The organism is Pseudomonas sp. Y3 TE3536 (assembly GCF_053629175.1).
Genome location: NZ_JBRJHU010000001.1, coordinates 4,618,369 through 4,645,134, shown reverse-complemented (window position 1 = coordinate 4,645,134; position 26,766 = coordinate 4,618,369). Strand labels below are relative to the sequence as shown.

14 protein-coding genes and 1 pseudogene are annotated in these 26,766 nt (G+C 61.8%); 2 read left to right on the top strand and 13 right to left on the bottom strand.

Annotated elements, in window-relative coordinates:
* Nucleotides 1–71: 71 nt before the first annotated feature.
* The 13 genes and pseudogenes from AB7M33_RS21005 to AB7M33_RS20945 form a co-directional block, all read right to left on the bottom strand.
* Nucleotides 72–8,702, bottom strand: coding sequence for an RHS repeat-associated core domain-containing protein (locus AB7M33_RS21005; RefSeq protein ID WP_454243518.1), 8,631 nt, complete (start codon nt 8,700–8,702; stop codon nt 72–74).
* Nucleotides 8,703–8,988: 286 nt separating this feature from the next.
* Nucleotides 8,989–9,257, bottom strand: a pseudogene (locus AB7M33_RS21000) (DUF3077 domain-containing protein).
* Nucleotides 9,258–9,412: 155 nt separating this feature from the next.
* A complete protein-coding gene (locus tag AB7M33_RS20995) occupies nt 9,413–9,658 on the bottom strand; it encodes a hypothetical protein (protein WP_454243517.1) in 246 nt (81 codons plus the stop codon).
* Nucleotides 9,659–10,262: 604 nt separating this feature from the next.
* Nucleotides 10,263–11,768 carry a hypothetical protein gene (locus tag AB7M33_RS20990; RefSeq protein WP_454243516.1) on the bottom strand — a complete coding sequence of 502 codons (1,506 nt, stop codon included), beginning with the start codon at nt 11,766–11,768 and terminating at the stop codon, nt 10,263–10,265.
* Nucleotides 11,769–11,874: 106 nt separating this feature from the next.
* A complete protein-coding gene (locus AB7M33_RS20985) occupies nt 11,875–12,894 on the bottom strand; it encodes a hypothetical protein (RefSeq protein WP_454243515.1) in 1,020 nt (339 codons plus the stop codon).
* 330 nt (nt 12,895–13,224) lie between these two features.
* Nucleotides 13,225–14,973: an acyl-CoA dehydrogenase family protein gene (locus AB7M33_RS20980; RefSeq protein ID WP_454243514.1), complete on the bottom strand. Its 1,749-nt coding sequence runs from the start codon at nt 14,971–14,973 to the stop codon at nt 13,225–13,227.
* A gap of 13 nt (nt 14,974–14,986) precedes the next feature.
* The gene (locus AB7M33_RS20975) at nt 14,987–16,234 is read right to left on the bottom strand and encodes a thiolase family protein (RefSeq protein ID WP_454243513.1); all 1,248 of its coding nucleotides are present in this window, start codon (nt 16,232–16,234) and stop codon (nt 14,987–14,989) included.
* Entirely contained in the window at nt 16,231–18,090 is a 1,860-nt protein-coding gene (locus tag AB7M33_RS20970) for a feruloyl-CoA synthase (protein ID WP_454243512.1), read from the bottom strand. The genes AB7M33_RS20975 and AB7M33_RS20970 overlap by 4 nt, the downstream gene beginning before the upstream one ends.
* Before the next feature lie 80 nt (nt 18,091–18,170).
* Complete coding sequence (locus AB7M33_RS20965) at nt 18,171–19,619, bottom strand: aldehyde dehydrogenase (protein WP_454243511.1); 1,449 nt, start codon at nt 19,617–19,619, stop codon at nt 18,171–18,173.
* A 47-nt stretch (nt 19,620–19,666) separates the two neighbouring features.
* On the bottom strand, nt 19,667–20,497 hold the full coding sequence (locus AB7M33_RS20960) for a p-hydroxycinnamoyl CoA hydratase/lyase (protein ID WP_033698578.1): 831 nt from the start codon (nt 20,495–20,497) through the stop codon (nt 19,667–19,669).
* Nucleotides 20,498–20,586: 89 nt separating this feature from the next.
* On the bottom strand, nt 20,587–21,126 hold the full coding sequence (locus AB7M33_RS20955; RefSeq protein WP_454243510.1) for a DUF3237 domain-containing protein: 540 nt from the start codon (nt 21,124–21,126) through the stop codon (nt 20,587–20,589).
* Nucleotides 21,123–22,355, bottom strand: a complete 1,233-nt coding sequence (gene mhpT, locus AB7M33_RS20950; RefSeq protein ID WP_099429657.1) for a 3-(3-hydroxy-phenyl)propionate transporter MhpT — start codon at nt 22,353–22,355, stop codon at nt 21,123–21,125. The genes AB7M33_RS20955 and mhpT overlap by 4 nt, the downstream gene beginning before the upstream one ends.
* Nucleotides 22,356–22,387: 32 nt before the next feature.
* Nucleotides 22,388–23,779 carry an alginate export family protein gene (locus tag AB7M33_RS20945; protein ID WP_454243509.1) on the bottom strand — a complete coding sequence of 464 codons (1,392 nt, stop codon included), beginning with the start codon at nt 23,777–23,779 and terminating at the stop codon, nt 22,388–22,390.
* A gap of 283 nt (nt 23,780–24,062) precedes the next feature.
* Here AB7M33_RS20945 and AB7M33_RS20940 point away from each other — a divergent pair, with 283 nt between their 5' ends.
* Nucleotides 24,063–25,727 (top strand): arylsulfatase, encoded by a 1,665-nt coding sequence (locus AB7M33_RS20940; RefSeq protein WP_454243508.1) that lies wholly within the window; start codon nt 24,063–24,065, stop codon nt 25,725–25,727.
* The gene (locus AB7M33_RS20935) at nt 25,724–26,761 is read left to right on the top strand and encodes a formylglycine-generating enzyme family protein (RefSeq protein ID WP_454243507.1); all 1,038 of its coding nucleotides are present in this window, start codon (nt 25,724–25,726) and stop codon (nt 26,759–26,761) included. Before AB7M33_RS20940 ends, AB7M33_RS20935 begins: the two co-directional genes overlap by 4 nt.
* Nucleotides 26,762–26,766: the final 5 nt, after the last annotated feature.

The following is a 26,766-nucleotide window of genomic DNA, read 5'->3' as shown; positions in this document are numbered from 1 at the left end:
AATGCGCCGAACACGGTCCCGATATTGGCATTTTCATCAGTTACTCCATGGCCAGGTCTGGGACCCGCTCACTACCAGAACGTCGGCCGGTGCCCTACCGGTGGCAGCCTGTGTTGTTTCACGGCGGCCAAAATCGGAACGGTGACCAGCTGCTTAATTGAATAACTGCCCGAGTTCCTCACACTGGGCGTAGGACGTTGCGCTAACTGTCCTGAATTAGGCTCCAATGCGGCCAGTCGACTCGCCTCCAGGTCAATGCTGGACCCGACTGTTCCTCTCAGGACGTTGCCGTCGAGCATCGTGCCGACAAAGTTGGCTGCGTACGAAACGCCGCGCGACATGCGCACTTGTATGAGGGGCTGGAAATGTCTACTGACCTGCAGTTGTTCGCCAATTTTCCCTAACCAACCCGAATTCGCAAAGTTGGTCATTGAGGAGGAGTCATCAAATCCACCAAGATGGTTTCTGACGCTCCGCCAAATGCCACGCAGACTGCCTATTGGGCGACTAACTCTATCGAGTGCTGCCCCCGTAGGACGACTAAGGCTCCCTAGCACATCATCCGCAACCCGGCTTATCGGACCCGCACCCACCGGTGTCACGCGCCCCGTACGTCCGACGCGCGCCAACCCCTTAACAACCATGTCCTTCATGCTTTTGGCGCCGTTCCACGCGACTTTAAGGCCACTGCCGAGCGCTTTAGCACCCTTCCACAAGAGTTGCAGCCCTTTAAAGCCAAGCTTGAACAGCCCGACGAAACCCAGGGTACTCAACACCCCCGTCGCGACCGAGGCGATACTCAGCGCTCTGGACAATTCAGGATTGGACTCCTCCGTGAACACCGCTGCCACTTCGAAAGCGAACGAAAGCACGCTCATCACCATGACGAACGCCAGCAAGGGCGCCGCCAGCCCCCCCGTGACAACGGTCAGTACCGCGCCCACCACGGCCACCAACGCCGAAAACAGCAGGCCACGCCAGCGGCCACCGACTTGCGTCTTCTCAGTGTCTGCCACCGCCTTATCGTAAGTAGCCCGTTGGTGGTCCTGGCCCCAGCGGCTGAGCATGATCGCCCCACTGGGGTCGTGCAGGTTGACCGGGTCCGGGCAGTGGGCATAGTCGTTGAGCCCACCCTCACCGAACGGGCTTAGCCAGTCCGGCTGGGCATAACGGCGCAGCGCTGGGTCATAACTGCGGTAGCCATTACCGGCATGATAGTGCCCAGTGAGTGGGTCGCGGCGCATGCCGTTGTAGCCGTTGACAAGCCCCTCCAGTGCCGTGCCCTCACCAAACGGCAGCAGCGGTGCCAGTTCCAGCGAGCCGTTCTTGACTTGCCCGGCAACGCCCACCTGCGGGTCGTCAATCAGCCAGCGCACCTCGTTTCCATCGTACTGGGCCAGCCCGCTGGACAGGCTGGTGGTTCTGCTGACTTTGTCATCCTTGTCATAGTGGATCTCGCCGATCAATTCATCGCCGTCGTAACGCAGCTCACAGGTGCTCTCGTCGCACTTGAGGTACTGCGCCGCCAAACGCTGACTACCGTCGTACTCGTAGCGGGCTAGGACATTGCCGTCGCTGTCGCAGACCTTGTCGAGCTGGCCGGCGCCGTTGTAGCTGAAGCGGTGTTGCCCGGCGGCATCGGTCAGGTAGCCGTTGGTGTTCCAAGTCAACTCACGCTTGTCCTGGCCGCGGCTGATCCCCGTCAGCCGGGTCGGATCGCTGGTCGTGCCATAGGCCAGTTCCTCGGTCTGTGTTTTGCCATCGAAGCCGGTGGTGACGCAGCGGGTCAGGTTACTCAGCGCATCCCAGGTAAATTCCTGGGCTTTGACTGCATTGTCCTGAGCGTCCTTCGGGCAATGCTCGGCCGCGAGTGCCTCGCAGTCATATCGCTGCAGACGGTCAAGCATGTCGTAGGTGAAGCGCTCAATGCGTACCTGCCTCCCGTGCTCGTAGCTCGTCTTGCTGGCCAAACGACCGTCGCCACGCCAAGTCAGGCACTGCTTGAAGCACTCGCTGCCGTTGCGCAGGAAACGCCGAGTGACTTCCTGGCCGAAGCTGTCATGCTCGCTGAGCACCTGCCACTGCCCACCGGCCTTGAGCGCCTGGGCCTGGCGCGACTGCAGACGCCCCAGTGCGTCGTAGCGATGCACCACCTCCTCGTGGTCCTGGCAGGTGCGCAGCACCCGGCCCTGCTCGTCGGTGAACACGCGCTGCCAGTGACCGTCGGCGCGCAGCGTGGCCAGCGGCCGGCCACGCAGGCTCAGCCAGCGGTGGCCCTGACGCTTGGCACGCGGTGAGGTTTGCTTGACCCACTGCCGACCGGGCAGGGCCGTGCTCCCTTGGACCTGCGCCCAGCCGACCTCCATCTTGGCGTCACCGACGGGGGAGGCCAAGGTCTGTGTGCCGTCGTGCTCGGTAAAGCTGGAGAGAGCCTGGTCTTTCGCCTTGAAGCTCTGACCCTCGGCACTTCGAAGGGTGGTGAGCAGAGTCTTGTCGGGTAACGTCACGGTATCGTCCGTGATGCTGTACGCGCGGCTGCCTACCGTGCGCGAGGTCAAGGTGCTGGCGTTCTTCACCTTCTGCGTCGCCACCACCTGGCCGTTCACCTTGAGTTCCGTGGCGTGGTTGCTCAGGCCATGGTAACTGTGCTCTACGGTGGAGTTATCGGGCCGGGTGATCCTGGTCACCCGGCCCAGGGCGTCGCGCTCCAGGCTGTACTGACAGGTCTCCTTATCCACGGTGCGCTCATAGCCGATGACATCGCCTGAGTTGTCGAAGCGCTTGAGCACCTGCAGATAGGCTTTGCCTGCACTGTCGGTCACACGCTCGACCTGATCGAAGGTGCCGTCCTTTCGGTAGGTGTAATCGGAGGTGCGTTTAAGCACGCATTGCTCATCGATGCCTTCTTCAACCAGGCGTTGGCTCGACAGGTCCTGCGTCGCATACGGTTCAAACGCGAACGGATCGAACGCCGCGCCTCCTTCGTCGTCAACCTTTTCCTCGCTTTGGGCTTGCAGCAGGCTACGTATACCTGGCCCATCCAGGCCCCCTTGCTCCCTGACCCACGCTTGTGGTCCCACGGCGATCGGCATCGGAGTCATCGCCACCACGGCCTGCCCACCCGGCAAATAGTCCCACTCGCAACTGGCCAGCAACTTCCGCGCTATCGGCCCTTGCAGGCTGTATTGATCCAGCGGCACAAAGTGCTGACTGCCGGCTCTGCGCCACTCATGCCGCCAGACCCGTCGCAAGCCGTCCAGGTAGCTGCGGGCGACGTTGTTGTTTGCATAGGTATGCGTTGCCTGCTTGCCGTCATCCGAATACGTGGTGTCGGTCCGCTCGTCGGGTATCTGGCCCTTGACCTTGCTCATGTACAGGCCGTTGCTGCCCTTCTTGAGCGCGTAGCGCGTCTCTTGGGTCACCCGCCCCAGTGCATCGTACTGCCAGTGCACCTCCTCCCCCTGCTTCACCTGCTCCAGAAGACGCCGGCAATGCCGCGAGCGCACCTCCTTGCTGAACTGTTTGCTACCGGCCTCGGTGGTGCAGGTGACGCGCACCACGATGCCTTTATTGTTCGGGTTGTCCTCAAAGGACTGCAGGTTCTCCAGTTTGAATTGCTTCTCGCCCAGGTGGGTAGTCTGGGTGTCCTTGACCGACCATTTATCGACAGTGCTTCCTTCCTTCCTGCTAACCAGCGAGATCTCAGTACTGCGCTGGCGCCACAGCAGCTTGGCGGGCGAGTTAGCCAACGTCCAAGTGGCTTTGGCGTTGAGCCAGTCGCCTACAAGCGTGCCCTTGACCCCCTCGACTTCTACCACCTCGGCAAGCTCCAGCAAGTCCCTGCTGCCCCGCGTCACTTTGCGATATCCGAACAAGCGCAGGCCTTTTAGATTGCCGAAGAGGTCACACTGGTACTCAGCCATGACAGGGGCAGAGGCATGCTCCGGGATGAAAGGGCACTGCAAAGTCGGCAGCCCTTCGAGCCCCGGCACACTTTTCAGCTCACCGGACAGCCCGCGCTCATCAAATTCCACCGTGAACGGATTGTCCCCTGGCTTGGTGTAGTAACAGCGGTAAAGCGAATCCTCACCAGTCTTGTGCAGGCGCTGCACGTTGCCTGCCATGTCCTCTTCCTGCGTCGCCACCGCCACCGTGCGCCCCAACGCTTCTCGCTCGGAGTGGGGTGCGCTTGCCACCAGCCGAGTGATGCAGGCGGCGATTTTCGGTCGGTGGTGATCGTCGGTTTTACTGAAGAACCATTCGAGCAGTTCGCGCTGCCTTTCGACCAGCTCTGCCCCATCCTTTACCTTAATGTCTTCGCTTCCGGCACCGGCTTCGATGGCATAGAGCAATTTGGCATACTCATCGCCCGCCCCCGTGTAGCGGTAGCCCTTGGTTACCCTTTGTTTGCTGCTTTTATTTTCGTTTTGCCGGGTAGCGAAGGCCAGCCAATGACCATGCTTCGAGGCAACCGCGCGCAACAGTTCGAAACGCTCTACGTAGCCGCTATGCTTGACGTTACCTTGCACCAGCAAGTGTTGCTCCCTTGCCCCATGCGGGCCGTATTCGTACTCGACGGTAACGATCCTCTGGTCGGTCCGTAGGAAGTCCCCCTCGTAGCGATAGGTCGCCACCTGGTTCTGTTGCCCATCGCCTGGCACCAAGGTGTGTATCGCCACCCGAGGCAGGCCAGGGCGTCCGTTTTTCTGCTCTTCATTCTTTGGTTGCCACGGTTGGTACCTTACGCATTCCACCGAGCCGTCAAGTTCCCGCAGGCCACACAGCACCCGGTCCAGGGTGTAGTCGTCGTCATAATCGCAATCGACCTGCTGCAGCACGACGTCCTTGTCCTTGACTTTCACCACGCGCTTGAGCGTGCGAAGCAGGTAATCCTTGAGCTCCAGCCTGACCTCGTATTTCTCGGAGTTGCTCTGCGGCCAGACCTGCATGTTCACCTTCGCAGCCTTGCCCTGAGGCGTCTCGTACTCGGCCATGAACAGGGCCTCTTCCCCGCTTTTGACCGTCAACAGCAGGAACTGGCCTTTTTCGCGCTTCCACTCCAACGTCAACTTTTCGCCGTAGGGCGATTCGATGCTAGACGGCACCAGCAACACGAACGGCTCCAGGCGTGCGAGTTCGAGTTCGAGATCGGCAATGCGCTTTTTCAGCTCAATAATGGCTTTCTCGCCTTCCCATGCGTTAACCGCTCGGTCGTAATCGAGATCCGCAGCGACGTAGTAGCAACGGGGCACGGCCGCCCATGCGATCCACTGCTGCCACTTATCCGGTAGCACGGGAAAACCCGGCCTGGACTTGTCCCGAATGGCTTTCAACGTTTTCAGTAGCAGGCCATGGAGTTCCTTGTTCGGTTCTTCCTCGTCACTGCCCTTGACTGCAGGTTTTTCCAGAATTTCCTGACGGCCGCTAGGCAGGTCAAGGGTGAACTTACTGTAATCCGCATTGCTGCGTACCACGCATGAGGCCAGCTTGATCGCCTTTTCCGCGCCCAGGTCCTTCCATTGCGCTTCGTTGAACTTGATCTGGGCGCCATCAGCCAGGGTCAGTCGCCGGTCGCGCACGTCCACGCTGGAAAAACGCCAGGCCCAGCCATCGCCAAGCCCCGCCTCATTGGCGCGCAGCGCCGAGTAATGCAAGGTCAGATCGACCGCCGGCCCCTGGCCTTGCAGCCCTTGCAAGCTGGCCACCAGGTAATGGGCGTGGAACAGCCCCGTGCGTGGGTCTACCCCGGCTTCACCGTGGCCGGTGGTGTCAAACAGTTCGGAGCGGCTGGTGTTGCCGTAGTCTTCGCAGAGGTAGCTGATATCCGTCTGCACCTTGAGTGCTTTGGGTGGGGTGAAGGTGACGGGCTTGGGGTCGTGCCAGAATTGGGTGGTTCCCAAGGCGCCGATATGGCCTACGGTCAGGGCTTCTTTGCCGCGCTCGGACTCGGGGCAGTCCAGGTAGAGGTCATACGCCTGGTTGGTCAGCGGGCCTTGCCAGGTGATGGTGTCGCCGGTGACCGATACGGGCCACACGGCAGTGGCCTCTTTATGAGCGACGGCAATGGCAAAGGCGAGCTTAGCGGCGGCTAGTAAGGCATCAGATCTAACAACTGAATAACCATAGAATCGGGAGTAGTATTCTTCCCGATCTACTAGGGCGCCAGCCATAGACGCTACGCCAATTCTCTTCCGGACGTAGTTGTCCGCTACCGCGGGGATGGACTTGACAGCGGCCTCGTAAGCTGTCGCGAAAGTGGCCTCGTCGGCGGCTTGGAAGGCGGCGGTTTGTATTAGTGCCTTTAATGCAGTCTCTACGGTGGAAAACTGGTTGCCCAAGGAGACCGAGTCAGCGACCTGAACGGCGGCGGTTGAGGCACCGGTTTCGGCGAACGAAACGGCGACAGTGTTACCTGCCTTGAGAGTAGCGTCTACATAGCTGATGTAAGCCTCTCTGAGCTGTTTGGCCGCGGCCTGCCTCGGCATACACGCCATCACCCGGTAGCCTTTGTCGCGCGCCGCCTTGTCCAGGCGAAACTCCAGCTCTGCGTCCAGCGAGCTGATGGTCACCCCCGTCATACCCTCACCGGGCTCGATGGTGAACGCCACCGGGTCTGCGGCCTCCTGGTATGGCCATTCATCAGCGTTCAGCAGTTCCCGCCGATAGTCCTCGGTCGCCCATTCGCTGCCATCGCCGACGTTATCCAGTGCGACAAGCAGCTCGGCGTGACGCGACAGCCACAGCTGCCTGCCGTCCTTGACATACAGTTCTGGCCAATGCTGCGTTTCGATAAAGCGGGCCAACGCCTGTAACCACGCTTGCTCGTTGCTGGGCACCGGAACGCAGGCCTGGGGCCTGAACAGTGCGTGGTGCAGCAAGGCTTGGTTACCGGGATGGCGCACGGTCACCAGCACGGCATCTTCCAGCGCCTTGAATGCCGGCGCCAGCAGCGGGCCTTCGACGTCGTAGTCATCGTCCGGCAACCTGGCGAAGATGCGCAACGCGTCGCCGCGCTGTTCGAGCACCGCCGCGGTCGTGTTAACGCGCAGGTAAGGCGCCACTGCTGACGTGGCCAGCGCCTCGGCCCAGGCCTTCAGCCATTTGCCGCTGGCGCGCTGGGAGCTGCTCGGGGTCCATTCGTGGTGGCCGAGCAGGCGCTGGGAAAACGTATCATAGACCCAGGCATGCAGCACGCCGCCGTCAGGCACCGCCTTCGTGCCATCGAACATACGGCTGGCCCACCAGTTCACCTCGGTTACTGTCACACACAACTCGGCACACTGCGGCCCCCAGAACGCGTTGTTCACCTCGCCCGGTACCACCGTGCAGCCTGCGCCCTTCACCCCCGCCCGCAGCAGGCGGCTGTCACGGTTGACCTGTTCGCACAAGGCCTTGGCCCAGCCGCTGGCGGCCTTGGCGGTAAACAGGTGCTGCTCGTGCAGGGCCTGAGTCTTGAGGTCGCGCACCTGCAGGCTCAGGGTCTGCCCGCGGGCCAGTGGAAAGTCATCGTGACAGGCCAATACCTGGACCAGGTTGTTGTCGAACGGTGCGGTGCTGAACGCCCGGTAGTCGGCCTGGCACCACAGGCGCGGATCTTCGTGGCTACTGGAAAACGCATTGTTGTCGCTCCAGCCCCCGGCCGTGATGGGCTTGCCGGCCTCGGCGACATACTTGGTAAAGTCCTTGAGCCACTGCTTGGTGCCCAGCTTGCTGGCCTGTGCGGTGTAGTCGACATGGGTCAGCTCGCCGGTGCGGCGGTGCACCAGGCAGGCACTGACGGTTTCGCCCGCAGCCAGGGCGCGGTCTGCCTTGATCGGGCACAGGCTGTACCAGCCACCTTCGGCACTGCCCACCCGCTCCAGGCCGAAGCCCTGCATGTCGGGCATGGTGCCGTCGGTTTGGTTGGTGATCTTGTAGGGCACCGGGAAGGTCTGTTTGGCGTCGATTATCGGAAGCGCCGTCGGGGCCTCGGCTTTTGAAGCGCTTAACGCCTCCATCAGAGGCGCGAGCTTGGCGACGTCCGAAAGTGAGTAGACTGCACGGACGTGCTGCATATTTACCTGAATCGGTGTATCAGACGGTGGGCTTAGAAAATGGTCCACAAATGAGTATTCCGACGCAAGGTCATTGCGTAGTTCTCCAAACGCGTCATCCATTGAAATGATGAGGCTTTCCACGGACGCTGGATGCGGCTCAACGGCATCCAGGTAGCAGAGCAGACCATAGGTATCTGTGCAGGCGTCTGAACCAAACGTAGTTACAAAATCTTTGACTGATGCAGGATGGAGTTCAATCAGAACTGGTAATGAAGAGGCAGACAAGAGCGCCGGATCGTCAAAGATAATGCGATAAGCGCCAGATGAAAGCATCGCGAACAGCTTACGCTTGAACTGCTGCTCCAATCCTCGATACTTCGGCTCATTCTGACTGTATCGACTTACCTTCTCACGTTCAACACCACTTATGGTATGAATAACATTGAGTCCAACCTCCGAATTATCGTAGTTAAGGATATCGCAACAATCCTGCGCCGCTGATTCCGAGAAATCATCACGGTACAAAACTTCAATGTGCGTATCGTGTGCCGCGATAAACCAGCATTTGTCGCCATTGACGCATATCGGGTCACCTCTTTTAAGGTCTGACCCGTCTATAACACTTTTATTGTAGCCATTAACAAAAATCTCCGAAAAACGAGTCATGCCTCATCCCCTGTGCGTAGTCAGTGTCGAGTTCGATGAGTCGCCCGCCATGAACCGACTGGGTTTCAGGAATCTGAATACACTTACTGATCCTGGGTGACTCGTGGGAACACTGTCCTCCTATTCCGAAAACCCGTCACCTGACAAAAATGCCAGGTGCGGCCTAGGGAAGTCACACTGGGGAGGCCTTAACGGTTCTATTGTTATCGACCGCATTGCCCGGTCGTGATGCGCTGGAAGCCCGCCTATCAGCTGTCGTGACGGCTTAAACGTTCGCCAAGGCCAACTAGCGCGTCATCCCCAATTCGGCATCATCCATCAGCGCCTTGGCCAAGGCGCTTAGATAATGTGAGGCCCAGATCAGCTGCGGGTTGTCGTCCATTACGCCGGCGATGGTCAGGTCTCGCACAACGCCCATCAGTTCTGAGGCTTGCTCATGGGCGTCTTGGCAAGGGATGCCGGGTTCGATGCAGAACAGCGGCTGGGTCTTTTTTCGCCCTGGTAGAACTTGGTCTTGCCGACCGTGGTTGGGGCTTTGTTGGCGTCTGTGGTCATTGTTCGGTCTCCCTGAAATTTCACCGCCTGTTCGGGCCTCTTCGCGGGGCAAGCCCGCTCCCACAGGTATACACAGGCCTTGAGACCTGCGGTGTACCTGTGGGAGCGGGCTTGCCCCGCGAAGAGGCCCGTACAGGCAACTCATTACCTGTGGCTTAATGCTGAGTCCGTGGCTGATGCGCCGGCATCTGCACCTGGATCAACGCCGACTCCAGCAGCACACGCAGTGACTCCAGCTCATGCATCGTCGCCATCATCAAGATCGACACGGGTGATTTGGGCTGTAGGAGAATGGCCTGATTTGCCACGGACTGTGCGCACAGGGCGTAGTCCGCTGCCTGGATGAGGGTGTCTTCGAGGGAATGGTGGTTGTGGGGTGGATCGGGGACTATCTTCAACATCCTATGATTCCTTCTAAGTGGCAACCACCCGCCTGCTGTCAAACAGAAGGGTGGCAGCTGTACGTGGGTTGACAGACCGGCGGAATCACGAAGCTCCGGCGCACGCAAGCGTGCCCACACGTACAGCTGCCATAAAGGACGAACCGTATGCATGATTACCGTCGCGGCCTGTCAAAGCCGTGTCGTTGATGTGCAACGACACGCCGAGACTAGAGCGCTGCCTGAACAGCCGCAACGGAAAAAAGGCGGCAGGAGTATGTTTGGGAAATGCCCTACAAGGAAGGGGTTAAATCTGATGATCTCTCTCCGAGTTTTACAGCTGGGCCTCTTCGCAGCGGTCATGCGCGGTCTGGGTAGGAGCAGCCTTGTGCTGCGAAGAGGCCGGTGGCAGCACTGAAGATTCCCGGTTGGGTCACGGGCCTCTTCGCAGCACAAGGCTGCTCCTACACTGGAATGCGTATGCCGCGAGAATCAAACAACTTTGTGGGAGCGGGTTAACCCGCGAAGAGGCCAGACCAGGCAACACAGTAGCTGTGCTTTAGTGCTGAGGCCGCAGCCACCTGTACCGCGCTGTCGCTTGATCACTCGGAGTGGATGTTCAACTTTAGCTCGTCGGCGCCTGCTTCGGCTCATTCACCGGGTCGCCGTTGCAGTACACGTACGGCGAGCCACTTTGAGTAGCAAGCAAACCTGCACCCGCAGGCACCTGATAGCGGTGCAGCTGCCCATCGTACAAACGATCGCCATTGCCCAAGTGGTAAAAGCTCAAAGGGTTAAGCGGTTCGCCTTTAAAACCCAGCCAGGTGGTTGATGCTAAGTCGCGAACACGAAACCCATAGGGCAGGTAGCTGAAATAGACCGGGGCGGTAGATTGGCCGTGCTTGAGGCTGGCGAACACGGTGCCCGCAGCATCACGCAGTTCGAACGTGCAGGTCGTTGAGTCCCACACGTCATCAGTGGCCTCTGTGATTTGCTGCAAAAAGCACGAGGGGCTGTTATTGAGCAGCACCATCCGCCGTTTCGCTGCCTGGCCGGTAAAGTGCTCGCCCAATTGTTGAACGGCGTAGATCGACCCTTCCCGGTAGTGATACACCTCCCGCTGCTCACCTAGCACCACTTCCCTGATCCGCCCCTGAATGTCATAGGCAAACTGGTAATCCGCGCCCTCCCCCCCTGCCTGGCTGCTGTATGACTTGATCTGTCCATTCGCGTGATAGCCGAGCTTGCGATTGCTGCGTTTCAAGGTGCGGCCGCGTTGATCGTTGACTTGCGGGTCGCCGTTCGATGAGATCAGTGCACCTGGGCGGTCTGGGTCATAGCCGTACGTAGAAACACCTGGCCCCTTGCTCGACTTGTGGCTGCGCGACACAACGTTGCCATCGGTGTCGTACGTAAATATCTGCTCGGTATAGGCTTTGTTGCTGCTGCTGACGGGCGCATTCTCGCCCGTGCAGTACCATTTATGCAGACGCTCATCGCTGTCGTACGTGTAATGGTCGCTGCGGTACTCCTTGTCATCGACCTTTAGCACAGACTGCTTCAGCCGCCCATCACTAAGCAACGTTCGCTCAAGGCTCAGCGTAGGAAAGCCGTCGCCACTGAAGGTGCGCGTAGTTTCATTGCCTGACGGGTCATAGGCGTAACTCACCGTGATCAAGGCGCCGCTGCAGACATCCTTGATGGTTTCCTGAGTGAGTTGGCCTTCGTCGTTGTAGGTGCTGGTTGTCTGGCATGCCGAACTGGCTGAACCGACGACGCGGTGATTGGTGTCGTACGTGAACGTTGTGGTAGTACCCGTAATGTCGTCGAAGCTGAGCAACTGGCCGGCCGCCGAGTAGATGTGCAGGGAGGTGGCCGTTTGCTTCGTACCCTTGAAGGTGGGCGCGCAGGCTTCACTGAATTGGTGTTTGGCAAGGTCCAGCGTGCCACTGTAGCCAGCAGCAAGGTAATCTGGCATGTCCTTAGGCTCAGCGTCTTGAAATAGCGTGGTGAGCGGCCCATCGCTGCCAACGGCGAGTGATTGTTGGCTCGCAAACTCCAAGCGCACGTTACCTACTGCACTATTAAAAAGAAGGAAGCGCGGGGTATTTTCTGCAGATTGATTGTCCATATTAAGCTATCACCTTTAGCACAAGAAGGATTTCGCCACCTTAGAAACAGTCACCACCTAAACTTTTTACGAACAGCTCCACTGCGTTCACAGCGTCAGCACACCGTCAACCCGCTGCAGCACTCAGCACCTCGCTGCAGCGCTGATCATCTACTTGATCTTCCGAATAGTAAGAAAAGGAATTATACGCCGTTAAACCTTCAGCCCTAGGCGCGATGCTTTTGACTGCCGCCCTCAACGTGCCATGTTCATAGGCCATGTTCTTAAGCGCTGGGTACACTTCAGCCAACAGTGGGTTAACCTTTTCGATCCTGTCCTCGAAGGGCTCGAGATTCACCTGAAGTATCATCCTACGCAGAATAGGAACTTTACGCCCCGTCACGCGATTGAATCGGCACTGATTAAATTGTGCAATGGGCAGCCCAATTGCCCTATCCTTCACATTATAGAAAAAAGCTTCAACGGGAAGCGCTGCGGCTGTTTGAGCCGTCCACGAGGTCACCTTGAAGTCATTAGGCACGGTGGTCTTTTCGGACGCCCGCTCAACGACCGCCAGTGCCGTCATGAACGCCTCCGTTACATCTGGCCCCTTAAGGGAAAATGCGCACCGCTTGTCGTAGGCCTTATCTTCAATGGGCGAATGAGCCTCAAACCAGGCCTTGGCATCTTTAACAATGTCACTCGACACCACACATGGCGCACTGCTGTCTTTCTTGTCCTCATACGCTCCACAACCCTTGTCTGAGCGTTTGTCCGAGGCACCATCAACGGGATAGACGCAGGTTGGCTGTAACTTCAATTGACCCGGTTGTTCTTGACCTGGCGGTGACACAATATAACCATTGGTGTATGCAAACGCTAACCGTTCAAAGGATATACCGATGCGCACGTAACTAAACGAGGTATCGTGCGTTGCTCCCTTTCGGGCGGGATCCCACGCGTTAAAATGCTTTCCACGCGGATCGCCCACACCTCTTATCAATAAACCGGAGCATTCGTAAGCCGGGCGATTATTCGGACAGGACTCTACATAAGCTTGATAGCGCAATGTAACTTTTTTCTCTATTTCCTTACCGTATCTATTGAGCTCAGGCCATGCCTGTACAGGCCCGATCATCGCCAGCATTATCAACCCTACACAATGTACACGCATCTATTAACCTCCATTTCTCAAGAGATAATGCACTCCACTGTGCGCTTCGCACGCCCTTGAATGACACACTGGATAGTGATGATCGTCTACTGGTAAAAATGATAGGTTGACGCGAATCGACTATGAGCTGCGCTCCTTATAAAGCTCCGAGAAACCCGCTCACCCTGCCTCACCCTCCAGTCATGCGGGGTCCTGGTAGGAGCAGCCTTGTGCTGCGAAGAGGCCGGTAGCAGCCCTGAAGATTCCCGGTTTGGTCACGGGCCTCTTCGCAGCACAAGGCTGCTCCTACAATGCGTAAGCCTGTTACAGGTCATCCGCGAACGGCAGCGGTAGTTCGGCCATTTGTAGGCACTGCAAACGGTACTCAAAACGCAACCACAGGTGGTCAAAGAAGTACGCCGCCGTTTGGCGTTTGCGCCGGTAGAACGGTTGCTCCACTTGCAACAACGCCAAGCGTGCCGCCCGGGCCCAGGCATGGCCGAGCAACACCATCGCTAACGCTTTTAGGAAGTCACCCGCTGCCCGGTAGGCATATTCCCTGTCATCATGCCGCACAAGCCCACGCACCCAAGCGCGCAATCCGTCACTGGCTACGTGCAACTGCTGCGCCCAACGCCTGCCTTCGGCGTCACTCGCCAAGCCCGCATCTCCCAGCACGTGGTCGAGCAGCGCTTCCAGCGCCTCGCCACGGTCGCCCAACACCTTGCGCACGAGCAGGTCGTTGGCCTGAATCTCGTTGGTGCCCTCGTAAATCATGGCCACGCGGCTGTCGCGCACGGTCTGCTCAATGCCCGATTCGGTGACGTAGCCGTAGCCGCCAAACACCTGCAACGCGTCACTGGCCAGCTGAAACCCTTGCTCGGTGAAAAAGGCTTTGACCACGGGCGTGAGCAAGCCGATGCGGGCCTCCAGGGTGTGACGGGCCGCCCCTTGCGACTGCTCGGCAAGGTCGAGCAGATGGGCACTCCAATAGCCGATGGCGCGCATGCCTTCGGTCAGCGCCCGAGACTGCCACAACACCTGACGCACGGCCGGGTGGAAGGCCACCGGGTCCGCTGCGGCAGCTTGAGCACCTTCAGGGCGCACCACCGCACGCATTTGCACACGCGCCTGTGCATAGGCCATGGCACGCTGCCCGGCGCTTTCGGCGTGGGCCAAGCCCTGCAGCCCGACGTAGGTACGGGCACTGTTCATCATCACGAACAACGCAGCCAAGCCGCAATGGGGCTCGCCGATGAGCCAGCCTTGAGCCTGGTCGAAGCTGAGGCTGCAAGTGGCGCTGGCGTGAATACCCATCTTGTGTTCGATGCCGGTGCAATGTACGCCGTTGGGCTGGCCGTGCTCAGTCAACTTGGGGACCAGGAACAACGACAGCCCGCGGCTGCCCGCAGGCGCATCGGGCAGCCGGGCCAGCACCAGGTGCACGATATTGTCAGTGAGGTCGTGCTCGCCCCCCGAAATGAACACTTTATTGCCCGTCAGCCGATAAGCCCCCGCTTCATCCGCCCGCGCCTGCGTGCGTAGCAGCCCCACATCGCTGCCGGCCTGGGGTTCGGTCAGGCACATGGTGGGCAGGCATTCACCGCTGACGATCTTGCCCAGCCAGGCCTGGCGCAGCTCGGCAGAGCCAAACGTGCGCAGGCACTCGTAGGCGCCATGGGCGATGCCGCTGTACATGGCCCAGCCATGGTTACAGGCGTAGATCACTTCGTGCAGCGCAGCCCCGAGCAGCAGCGGCAGGCCCTGGCCGCCGTGCTCCACTGCGCAGGTCAACCCTGGCCAGCCGCCCTCCACGTAACGCTGGTAGGCCTGGCGGAAACCTTTCGGGGTGGTCACTTTGCCGGCGTGAAAGCTACAGCCTTCGCGGTCGCCACTCATGTTCAACGGCAGCAACTGGTGTTCTGCAAAGCGCGCGCCTTCCTCCAGCAGTTGGTGAGCCAGCGCGCTGTCGACGCCGGCGAATCGCTCGGATTCAGCCCAGGCCGCAGGCGCTTGCAGCCAGTGATCGACGACGAAACGGATGTCTTGCAGCGGAGCGCGATAGGTAGACACGTGAACCTCCTTTTCAGGTCTTGGCCAGTGGGTTTTCCAACAGCAAGGCCATGCCCTGGCCACCGCCGACGCAGGCCGATACCACGCCATAGCGCTGGCCACTGGCGCGCAATTGCCGCGCAACGCTGATCACCAGGCGCAGGCCGGTTGCGGCCAGCGGGTGGCCAAGGGCGATAGCGCCGCCACAGGCATTCAGCCGTTCCGGCGCGATGCCCAGCGATTGCTGCACCGCTACAATCTGCGCGCCCTGGGCTTCGTTGATTTCAAAGCAGGCGATGGCGTCCAGCGCCAGGCCTGCCCGCTCCAGCAGCAAGCGTATTGCCGGCACCGGGCCCAGCCCCATCACCTCAGGCGCGACGCCCACCACGCTGCTGGCCCGCAACCAGGCCATAGGCGTGCGCCCAGCCAGCTGGTCTGCCGAACACATCAGCACCGCCGCTGCGCCATCCACCACCGCACAGCTATTGCCCGCGGTTTGCACCCCCTGCGGGTAAATCGGGGGCAGTTGCTGCAAACGCTCAAACGCTGTCGCGCGCGGGTGGCTGTCTTCGGAGACGGCTTCAACGCCACGCGGCAGGCGAATGCCGCGTGGCTGCAAGCCGGGCGCTTCGAACACTTCATTGCCAACACTGACGCACTCGTCGGCAAACCACCCTCGCGCCCGCGCAGCCATGGCCCGCGCGAAGCTCTGGGCCGCCCAGGCGTCTACGGCAGCCCGGGGGATGTGACAGTGCCGGGCGATGTTCTCAGCGGTCTGGATCATGCTGATGCCAACAGCGGGGTCGAACAGGGCTTCCCAGAGAAAGTCTTTGAAGCCGACTTCGCCGCCCAAGCGAAAACCGCCACGGTGGGTGTAGGCCACGATCGGATTGCGTGACATCGATTCGGCCGCCACACACAACACCGTGCCCGCCTCCCCCGCCTGGATTTGCTCACCCGCTTGGCGCAGCAGTTCAAAACCGGTCGCACAGATGCGTTGCACCATCAGCGCCGGCACCGCCTGGTCGACGCCACAGTACAGCCCGATATGCCGGGGCAGCATGTAGGCGTCGAAGTCAGCCTGGGCCATGGAGCCAGCCAGTACGCTGTCGACGTCGCGCCCCTCCAGCCCAGCGCGCTGCAACACTGCGCGGCCGGCCTTGATGCCCAGGTCGGTCGGCGAGACCAACCCGAATGCGCCATTGAGATCGACCCACGGCGTGCGGATACCATCGAGCAACGCGGTCGCCGCAAACGCGCGGAATTGCCCCCGCGCCGTCATGGCGCGTCTACACGTAACGGCCCCTGCCCGGCGTACAGGCTGTCGATCAGGCCCTGGCGCAGTTGCAGAACTGCACGCTGGTTGATCGAGCCTTTGTCGGTGATCTCGCCGCGGTCGATGGACGGCGCTTCGTCGGCCAGGCCCGCGAACTGGATAAAGCTGGCGTTGCCCGTGGCGCCTCGGTTGAGGCTGGCCAACAGGCTCGACAGCCAGTCCCGCACGGCAGGCGATGCCAGCACCTGGGCATCACTGGCGTGGTCGCCAAGCCCGGCCAACTGCCGGCACTCTGGCAACCGCGGGAAGATCAGCAAGCCCAGGCATTCGCGGTCAGGGCCCAGTACCACGACATCCAGCACGTACGGGGCACCCTGCAGGATCACCTGGGTGCGCATGGGCCCGACGCTGACGAACACCCCGGAGGACAACTTGAAGTCCTCGGCAATACGCCCGTCGAACATCAGCCCAAGCTGCGGGTTGTCGGGGTCGCACAGGCGCACGGCATCACCGCTGCGGTAGAACCCTTCGTCGTCGAACGCCGCTTCGGTTTGCTGGGATGAGCGCCAGTACCCCGGCATCACATGCGGCCCGCGAAACCTCGCTTCGAGTTTGCCGTCCACCGGCACCAGCTTGACCTCGCAGCCCGGGGCCGGCAGGCCGATGTAGCCGGCGACCGACAGCGGCCCCGTGGTGAACGTGCACGACGGCGAGGTCTCGGTCATGCCCAACCCCGCCATCATGCGGATGCGTTCGCCACAATGGGCCACGGCCACCGCGTCAAGCCGGTCCCAGATGGCCTGTGACAACCCGGCGCCGGCAAAAAAGAACAGCTTCATGCGTTGGAAAAAACGTTCGCACAGGCTGCTGTCCTGCTCCAGCGCCTTGACCAGTTCTTCCCAGCCCTTGGGCACGGTCAGGTACGCCGTGGGGGAAATGTCCTTGAGGTTGTGCAGCGTCTGGGCAAAGCCTTGCGGCGTCGGCTTGCCATCGTCGATATACAGCGTGCCGCCGTTGTACAGCACGATGCCCACATTATGGCTGCCGCCAAAGGTGTGGTTCCACGGCAGCCAGTCGACCAGCACCGGTGGCACTTCGGCGAACTCCGGAAAGGTCTGCAACAGCATCTGCTGGTTGGCGCAGAGCATGCCTTGAGTGGTGACCACGGCCTTGGGCAGCTTGGTGGAGCCGGACGTGAACAGGAACTTGGCCAGGCTTTGTGGGCGCAACGCGGCAAACGCTTGGTCGGCGCAAGGGTGTGCGGCGGTGGCCAGCACCTCGGCGAACGGCGTGCTCGCCCGGCCTGGCAGTTCGCCCTCGCCCAGCACCAGTGTCACCGAGGGCTCGAACACCGCATCAATGGCTCTGCCATAGGCGGCGTCGGCCGCGAACACCAGGCCCGGTTGCAGGGTCTGGACGATATGGCGCAGCTTGCCAAAATCCTGGGACAGCAGTGAATAGGCCGGCGATACCGGGCAATACGGGATGCCGGCATACAGCGCGGCCGAGGCCAGTTGCACATGCTCAAGGTCGTTGCCCGAGAGGATCACCAGCGGGCGTTCGGCGCTCAGGCCTTGATCCAGTAACCAGGTGGCGATGCTTCGAACACGCTGCAACATGGCGGCGTAAGTAATGTGCTGCCACTCGCCATCGGCACCACGGCGGGCGACGAACGTTTGCTCGCCGCGCTGTTCGGCCCAATGCAGCAAGCGCTCCATCAGCCGTGCCGGGTAAGCAGCAAGGGGTTCCACAGGGTCCAGGTAGAGGATGTCGCCTTGCTGGCGCACCTGTACCTGAGGCTGCCCGATCTTGACGGCGCGCAAGGGCGCACGCTGGGCAACGGAGAGGGTTTCGCAAACCATGAAGGCTACCTCTGCCTTAGTGCGCCCGAGGGCCGAGAGGCCCGCGGGTGCATTCGCTATTGTTGTTGTGAGTGCGTGGGTTAGATCGGGTAGTGCCGGGCGCCTTGCTGCACGGTGACCCAGCGCAGCTGGGTAAAGGCGTCGATCGCCGCCGTGCTGCCGAAGCTGCCGTAACCACTGGCCTTGACCCCGCCAAAAGGCATCTGCGCCTCGTCATGCACGGTCGGGCCATTGATGTGGCAGATGCCCGACTCCAGGCGCTGGGCAAGGGCCAGGGCGCGCTGGGTGTCACGGCTGAAAATCGCCGCGCTCAGGCCAAACTCGGAGTCGTTGGCCAGGGCCAGCAGCGCTTCGTCACCGCTGGCGCGCAGCACCACCGCGACGGGGCCGAACGACTCTTCGCGGTACAGCTTCATGTCGGCGTTGACCTGGTCGAGCAGCACCGGCTGCATAACGCTGCCCGTGCGCTCACCGCCCGCCACCAGGGTCGCGCCCTTGCTGACGGCGTCATCAACCAGCGCCTGTATGCGCTCACCGGCCCCGGCATCGATCAATGAACCCAGCGGCGCATCGGTTTGCGCAGGGTCCGCTGCGCGCAGGCTGCGGACTTTTTCACCGAGCTTGGCGACGAACACATCGGCCACGGCCTGGTCGACGATCAGCCGCTCGGTGGACATGCAGATCTGGCCCTGGTTGAAGTAGGCACCAAACGCTGCGGCATCGACCGCGGCATCCAGGTCGGCATCGGCCAGCACCAGGAACGGCGCCTTGCCGCCCAGTTCGAGCACCGCGGGCTTCAAGTAACGCGCCGCCAATTGCCCAACGATGCGCCCTACATGGGTAGACCCGGTGAAGTTCACCCGGCGCACCGCTGGGTGCGCTATCAGCCGCTCGACCACCGCCGGCGCATCGTGCGGGGCGTTGCTGATCACGTTGACCACGCCATCCCCCAAACCGGCCGCCTGCAACACCTGGCCGATCAGGCCATGCACCGCCGGGCTGGCTTCGGAGGCCTTGAGTACCACGGTGTTACCGCACGCCAAGGGCATGGCGATGGCCCGTGTGGCCAAAATCACCGGTGCATTCCACGGCGCGATGCCCAGCACCACGCCGCAAGGTTGACGCAGGGCCATGGCAAAGCTGCCGGGCACGTCGGAGGGGATGACGCTGCCCTGGATCTGGGTGGTCATCGACGCCGCTTCGCGCAGGATGTTGGCCGCCAGCATCACGTTGAAACCGTACCAGTTGGCCTTGGCCCCCGTTTCCCCGGCCATGGCCAGGAATTCGTCACGCAGGGCGTCCAGCGCATCGGCCGCCTTCAGCAAGCGCGCGCGGCGCTCGCCTGGCCCCAGCGCAGCCCACGCGGGGAACGCCGCCTGGGCCGCTTCGACCGCCGCATCGGCGTCGGCCAGGGTGGCCGCAGCCACCACCGACACCACCTCGCCGCTGACCGGATGGCGACGCTCGAACGTGCCGCCGTCGCTGGCCGCACGGGCCTTACCGCCAATTAACAATGGCACCTCGAACATCGGGCATTCCTCTTTTCTGATTATTCGGGAATGAACGCCAAGATCACTCAGCGCTTGTAGGCTTGCAGGCCAGGCTTGATGCTCTTGTCGTCAAGGAACTGCTTCAAGCCCTGCGCACGCCCGTGCTCGGGGTCACGCAGTTGCGCCTGGTCGAGCTTGGCGTACAGGTAGTCTTCGTTCTGCTCCCAGGTCAACTCGCGGCAGCGCTTGAAGCCGTTTTTGGCGGCGCGCAGCACCACCGGGTTCTTGTCCAGCAGGTCCTGGGCCAGCAGTACCACTTCATCGCGCAGTTGCGCCAACGGCACGCTTTTGTTGACCAGGCCCATTTGCGCGGCTTTCTGCCCGTCGAAGGTCTTGCCGGTCATGATGTAGTACAGCGATTCACGGTGGCCCACGGTGTCGGCCATGGCTTTGCTGACCAGGTTGCCCGGTGGGATGCCCCAGTTGATTTCAGACAGGCCGAAGGTGGCCTCATCGGCGCAGATGGCCAAGTCGCAGGCGACCAGCGGGCTGAAGCCGCCGCCGAAGCACCAGCCGTTGACCATGGCGATGGTTGGCTTGCTGTAGAAGCGCAGCAGCTTCCACTGCCATTCGGAGGCATCGCGGCGGATGCGCTCTTGAAGAATCTCCGGGCCGGCGTCCACCTCGCGGAAGTACTCCTTGAGGTCCATGCCGGCGGTCCAGGCGCTGCCTTCGCCGGTCAATACCAGCACACGGGCGTCGGCGTCCTGCTCGACGGTTTCCAGCACATCGCGCATTTCACGGTTGAGCGTAGGGCTCATGGCATTGCGCTTTTCAGGACGGTTGAAGCTGACCCAGGCGATGCCTTGCTCGACGGTGACTTTCACGGTCTGCCAGCGGTTGTCGTATTGGCCCATCACACACCTCTTGTACTGATTGTTCGTTGTGGTTGGCCGAACATTAGCCCGGCCATTTAGTTAAGTCAATTAACCATTAACAAAATTATCTATTTAACTTCGAAGGCGTCGTAGACGACGGCATTGCCCAGGCGCATGGCACTGCCGACGCCCACCGTGCGGTTGAGCCAGGCGTACTGAGGGGCCGAGGTTTCAAAGTGCATCGTGATGCGGAACTGGTACAGGCTGGGGTCGACATCCTCGCCGGCGGCGACTTTTTTCATCACCTCGGGCGGGCCGAAGCGATAGCCCTCGGTACGCAGGTAGATCAACGCGCCGTCGTCGGTCTGCAGCAGGTAACGGGTGTCGATGATCGCGACGCCCTCGGGGGTGACCACCTGCCAGTCCGCGCCATTGTTGAGGATGGTGCCCTTGAGCCGGGGGCCCTCGAAATGCCCACCCGTGATGGGGATGATTCGCCGTTTGCCCTGCCCGCTGGTGGCGCCCAATTCCCAGATCGGTGCCACCAGGTCAACGCTGAAGCGCGCCAGCGGCTCGAGCTTGAGCGGCGGCGGTTCATAGCTCGCGGCCTGGGCCAGTGCGGCGCAGCTGCTCAAGCACAGGGCGATAAGCCCATTACGCAGGCTCATGGCGCCACCCCTTGCGAAGCCGCAGCCTCGGTGGGCGGTGCACGCCGCCCCAGCAGCGCCATCGCCGCCACAGCCGCTACCACCAGGCCCGGCGAGGCCGCCAGCAACAAGCCCCCTACCCCGGCGCCAGCGGCGAGAATCTGCCCTGCCGCCAAGGGCCCGGCCATCGACCCCAGCCGGCCCACGGCCACCGACGCGCCCACCCCCGTGGCACGCACGTGTGTCGGGTACAGCGTGGGGGCCAGTGCATACAGCACCAACTGGCCGCCGATGGCGCAATAGCCGGCGGTAAAACCGGCCAACAGGATCAAACCGAAGGTGGTGGACAGGCCCAGCCCCGCCAGGGAGGCGAGCATGCCGGCGTAGGCGATCAACACCGCACGCCCAGCGTGCCCACGGTCCATCATGCGCCCGGTCAAAAATGACCCCGCTGCGCCGCCCAGGTTGAACAGGATTTGCACCGCGCCGGCCTGCGGCCGCGAATAGCCCTGGCCGATCAGCAACGAGGGCAGCCAGTTCAGCAGCATGTACAGCACGGTCAGGGTGAAGAAGCATGCCAGCCACAGCAACAGCGTACGGCTCGCCCGGCCGGGGCCGAACAGTTGCGCTGCCAGCCCGTTCTGCGTGCCGCTGGCGGCGGCCTGGGCGCGAAACGCCTGGGACTCCGGCAGCCAGACCATCAGCACGAAGGCAATCGCAATGGGCGCAAAACCGCCCACGTAGAACACCGTGCGCCAGCCCTCGCCCAGGCCCGCCATGCCAATCACCGAAGCGATGGCGCCACCCAGCGGCACGCCGCAGTAAGTCAGGCTGACCGCCGTGCTGCGCAGGCGCTCGTGGGCGGCTTCACTGGCCATGGCGATAAGGATCGGCAGCGCCGCGCCCAGCCCCAGCCCGGTCATCAGCCGCGCCACCAGCAGCGATGGGTAGTCCCAGGCATGCGCGGTGGCCAACGAGAACCCCCCGAACAGCAACACGGCCAGGATCAGGATGCGTTTACGCCCCATGCGGTCCGCCAGCCAGCCGCCGACGAAGGCGCCCGGCAACAGGCCGAGCAAGCCGGCACTGAACACCCAACCCAGCATGGCGGGGGTCAAGGCGAATTCCTTGGCCATGTGGGGCGCGGCAATGCCGGTGGCTTGCAGGTCGAGCCCTTCGAGCAGCGCGACGAGAAAACACAGGCCGATCGTCAGTACCGGCCGGTGCGATTGTGCGATTGAACCACTCATGTGCAGCCCTCTTGTTGTTATGCGAATAGGAGTCAGAGCCTGAAGGTCGCACGTACCGACACCAGCGAGGCGTCGTCGCCCCCGGCATCGCGGATGGCGGCGCCGATGTCGTAGTACTTCAGGTCCAGGTCGAGCGTCAGGTTAGGCGTCGCCAACCAGCGGGTATTGACGCGGTAAATGGTGCCCACGTGTCGGCCGGTGTCGCGGGTGTTGGCGAGGATGCTCATGCCGGGCATGTATACGCCGTCATGGGTGTTCTGCTTCCACACCTCGAAGATACCGGGTTCGAAACGCAGGGTGCGCCAGGGTGAAAAGCCAAAGGTCGGGCCAATGACGAGGATGTTGCTCAAGGTGGTCAGGCTGGCCTCGCCGTACACGCCGTTGCGCGGGTACAACGGGTCGAAGGTACCGACTTTACCATCGCCCAGGTCGCCGTCACCGCTGGCCGCATCCAGGCGCATGGCCAGGCGTGGGGCCCAGGGGTGGTTGAAGGTGTAGCCGGTGTCGCTGGACACCGCCCAGGCACGAATGGAGGCGTTGCCCAAGTGCCCATTTTGGCCGGCCAAGTCCCAACTCCAGTCCAGGGCCTGGTAGCGGCCGAACAGGCGGGTGCCGAACGTGTAGCGTTGTTCATCACCGGTTTCACCCGCCAGGGCGCGGTCGTCGGTTTCCAGGCCAAAGGCGAACAGGTCAATGTTCCAGGCCTGGGTCAACGGCAGGGTGCCGTACAGGCCATAGAACTTGACCCCGTTGTTACTGCCGTCATCCCAGCTGTCCTCGCCGGTCTTCACCGGCCGTACCGCAAAGGCATCGAGCTTGCGCCCGTCCTTTAGGTTGAGGCTGGCGCGCAGGCCGTCGAAGGTCTGGCGGATGTTGGGGGAGTCGCGGTAGGTGACGAACACCTGGTTGCCGAACGCCATCTCCTGGCGGCCGACACGGGCCGTGTAACGCCCGCCGTCAATGTCATGGTTCAGGTCGATAAAGGCCTGGCGCACTTCGTTGCGGCTTTCGTCGTTGGGTGAGTACAGGTCCTTGCCGAACGCGCGGGTGTTCTCGACTTGCACAAAGGCACGCAGCGCATCGTCGAACAGGTGCAGGTCGGCATGGGCTTGCAGGCGCTGCATCAGGTAGGAGTCGTCTTTGATCCCGCGCAGGCCGAAGAAGGGTTTGTCCAGTGAATCGGCGCGATAGCGCGCTTCCGCGCCCAGTTGCAGCCATGCGCTTTCGGACAGGCGATGGTAACGCAGGCCATCGAAAGGATCGCGGGCTTTACCTGGGTCATCCAGAAAGCGGTAATCCTCGACCCAGCGCGGCGCGCCAGGCCGCCCTGGGCGGCTGTCTTCCAGGGGGCTCGCCGCTTGTGAAAGCTGGGCGATTGATAACAGCGCCAGGGACAGACATGCCCCCGTCAGCGGCTTCGTCATCAGAATATCCTTTCTTGTTGTTGTGAAAATGGATAACTCTGTTAACGATTATTTTGTTTAACGATGATGCCGTCAATAGCCGTCAGCGCTTATCGCATACAACGGGGCGCGATCACTGTTCGCTGATCGAACAGTTTTTAAACCCGCTATTTAGGCGGATTGCCTGGATGAACCCGGAAAGAAGCGTTTCAGCCAGGGTCGTCGCCGGTCTTCATTCCTTGACAAGATAATTAAATAAAAAAATCATGTAGTGCACCCAACCCACAATAATAAAGAGAAACCCATGATCCCCTCCAAGCCCTTGCTCGCTTTCAGCCTGCTGCTGCTCGGCGCCAGCCAAGCGTTCGCCGCCCCAACCGTTAAACAACCCAACATTTTGCTCGTGGTCGCGGATGACCTGGGGTTTTCCGACCTGTCTGCGCTGGGCAGCGAGATTGCGACCCCGCACCTGGACAAGCTGCTGGCCGACGGGCGCCTGATGCTCGACTTCCATGCCTCACCCAGCTGCTCGCCCACCCGCGCCATGCTGATGTCCGGCAACGACCCGCACCTGTCCGGGGTCGGCATGATGGCCGAGTCGCGTGGGCGCCTGCCGGCGGGCAGCGAGGTGCAACCGGGGTATGAAGGGGTGCTGGGCGCCAATGTGTCCACGCTCGCCGAGTTGTTGCGCGATGCCGGTTATCGCACCTACATCGCTGGCAAATGGCACCTGGGCATGACGCCCGCGCAGCAGCCGCAAAACCGCGGCTTCGACCAGGCGTACGTGTTGCTGGAAGGCGGTGCGGCGCACTTCAAGCAAACCAACATGGGCCTGCTGCCCAACTACAGCTGGAGCTTCCGCCACAACGGCGAGCCGGTGGAACTGCCCAACGACTTCTACTCGACCCGCTGGTTCACTGACCGCCTGATCGACGTCATCGACCAGGGCAAGGCAAGCCAAAAGCCCTTCTTCGCGTTCGCCGCCTACACCGCACCGCACTGGCCGCTGCAAGCGCCCGACGCGTACCTGGCGCAGTACCGTGGCCGCTATGACCAAGGCTACGAACAGATCGCGCGCGAGCGGCTGCAGCGCCAGCGCAAGGCCGGGCTGGTGCCTGCGGACTTCCCGATGGAGCCACAACTCGAAGGTGTGCCCAGCTGGGCGTCGCTGACCCCGGAGCAACGGCAACAGTCAGCACGCACCATGGAGGTGTATGCCGCGATGGTGGCGGCACTGGACGCCGAGGTGGGCCGCCTGGTGGACCACCTGCGTGAAACCGGCGAGCTGGACAACACCCTGGTGTTGTTCATGTCTGACAATGGCCCGGAAAACGCCAACCGCGTCGACCCAGAATGGATCAAACGCAATTTCGACAACCGCCTGGACAACTACGGCCGGCCTGATTCGTTCCTGATGATCGGCTCGGCATGGGCCCAGGTCAGCGCCCTGCCCAGCCGCCGCTACAAGATGACCACCTACCAGGGTGGCATCCGCGTACCGGCCTTCGTCCACTACCCGGCCACGATAAAACCCGGGCGCAGCGAAGAACTGGCCAGCGTGCGCGACATCATGCCGACCTTGCTGCAACTGGCCGGTGCTTCACTGCCTGGCATCAAGTACCGCGACCGCGACATCGTGCCACCGCAAGGCACCTCGGCCCTGGCTTACCTTGAAGGCCGGGACACGCAGATCCACCCCCGCGACGAGGCCATGGGCTGGGAAATCAACGGGAACGCCTCACTGCGCAAAGGCAACCTCAAACTGCTGTTCGACACCACCGACGCTGCACCGGCGTGGCGCTTGTTCGATTTGAGCAAGGACCCAGGCGAGCACCATGACCTGGGCGCACAACAGCCCCAGCAAGTGGCCGAACTGCTGCGCGACTGGAAAAGCTACGCCCAGCGCAACAACATCGTTATCACGACCGAGGGCCGGCCTGTTTCCCCCGCGCTGGTCAGCAAGCCATGACACCCCGGCTGCTCGGGGGCGCGGCACTCGCCCTCGGCGTGCTTGCCGCCGCCTATGCGGCATGGCCCGCAGCCCCTGCACCGGCGCTGCTGTGCAGCGGTTACAGCGGTGTGCCCGTGCCCCGCGAGGGGCCGTGGCGCGACGGCATGGTGCGGCTGCCCGGTGGCACCTTCAGCTTCGGCTCAAGCCGCTTTTACAGTGAAGAAGGCCCGCCGCACCCGGCCAAGGTTTCGGCCTTCTGGATCGACGTGCACCCGGTCACCAATGCCCAGTTCGCCCGCTTCGTGCAGGCCACCGGCTACGTGACCCAGGCTGAACAGGGCATCGACGCGCAAGCGGCCCCTGACCTGCCCGGCACGCTGCGGGTGCCGGGGGGGATGGTGTTCAAACAGGGTGCCGAGGTATTACGGCCAGGCTGGCAGTTCGTTGCCGGGGCGAGCTGGCGCCACCCGCTGGGGCCCGATAGCCACTGGCGTGAGCGGGCAAACCACCCGGTCGTGCAAGTGACCCTGCGCGATGCCCAGGCTTACGCCCAATGGGCCGGCCGCACACTGCCCACCGAGGCCCAGCTGGAATACGCCATGCGCGGTGGCCTGCAGGATGCGGATTTCAGTTGGGGCGCTACCGAGCAGCCCACGGGCAAACCCATGGCCAATACCTGGCAGGGCCAGTTCCCGTATCACAATCAAGCGTTTGATGGTTTCACGGGCACCTCCCCGGTGGGCTGCTTCGTGGCCAATGGCTTTGGCGTGTTCGACGCGGGGGGCAATGTCTGGGAGTTGACCCGCAGCGGCTATCGCCCTGGGCATGATCAGACCCGCGATGCCGCACTCGACCCACAAGGCCCGGCGCTGGACGACAGCTACGACCCTGCCCAACCCGGCACACCAGTGGCGGTGATCAAAGGCGGGTCACACCTGTGCTCGGCGGATGCGTGCATGCGCTATCGGCCTTCGGCACGGCAACCGCAGACGGTGTACCTGGCGACGTCTCATGTCGGGTTTCGGACGGTGCGGCAAGCAGAGGGCGAGTGAAGCTG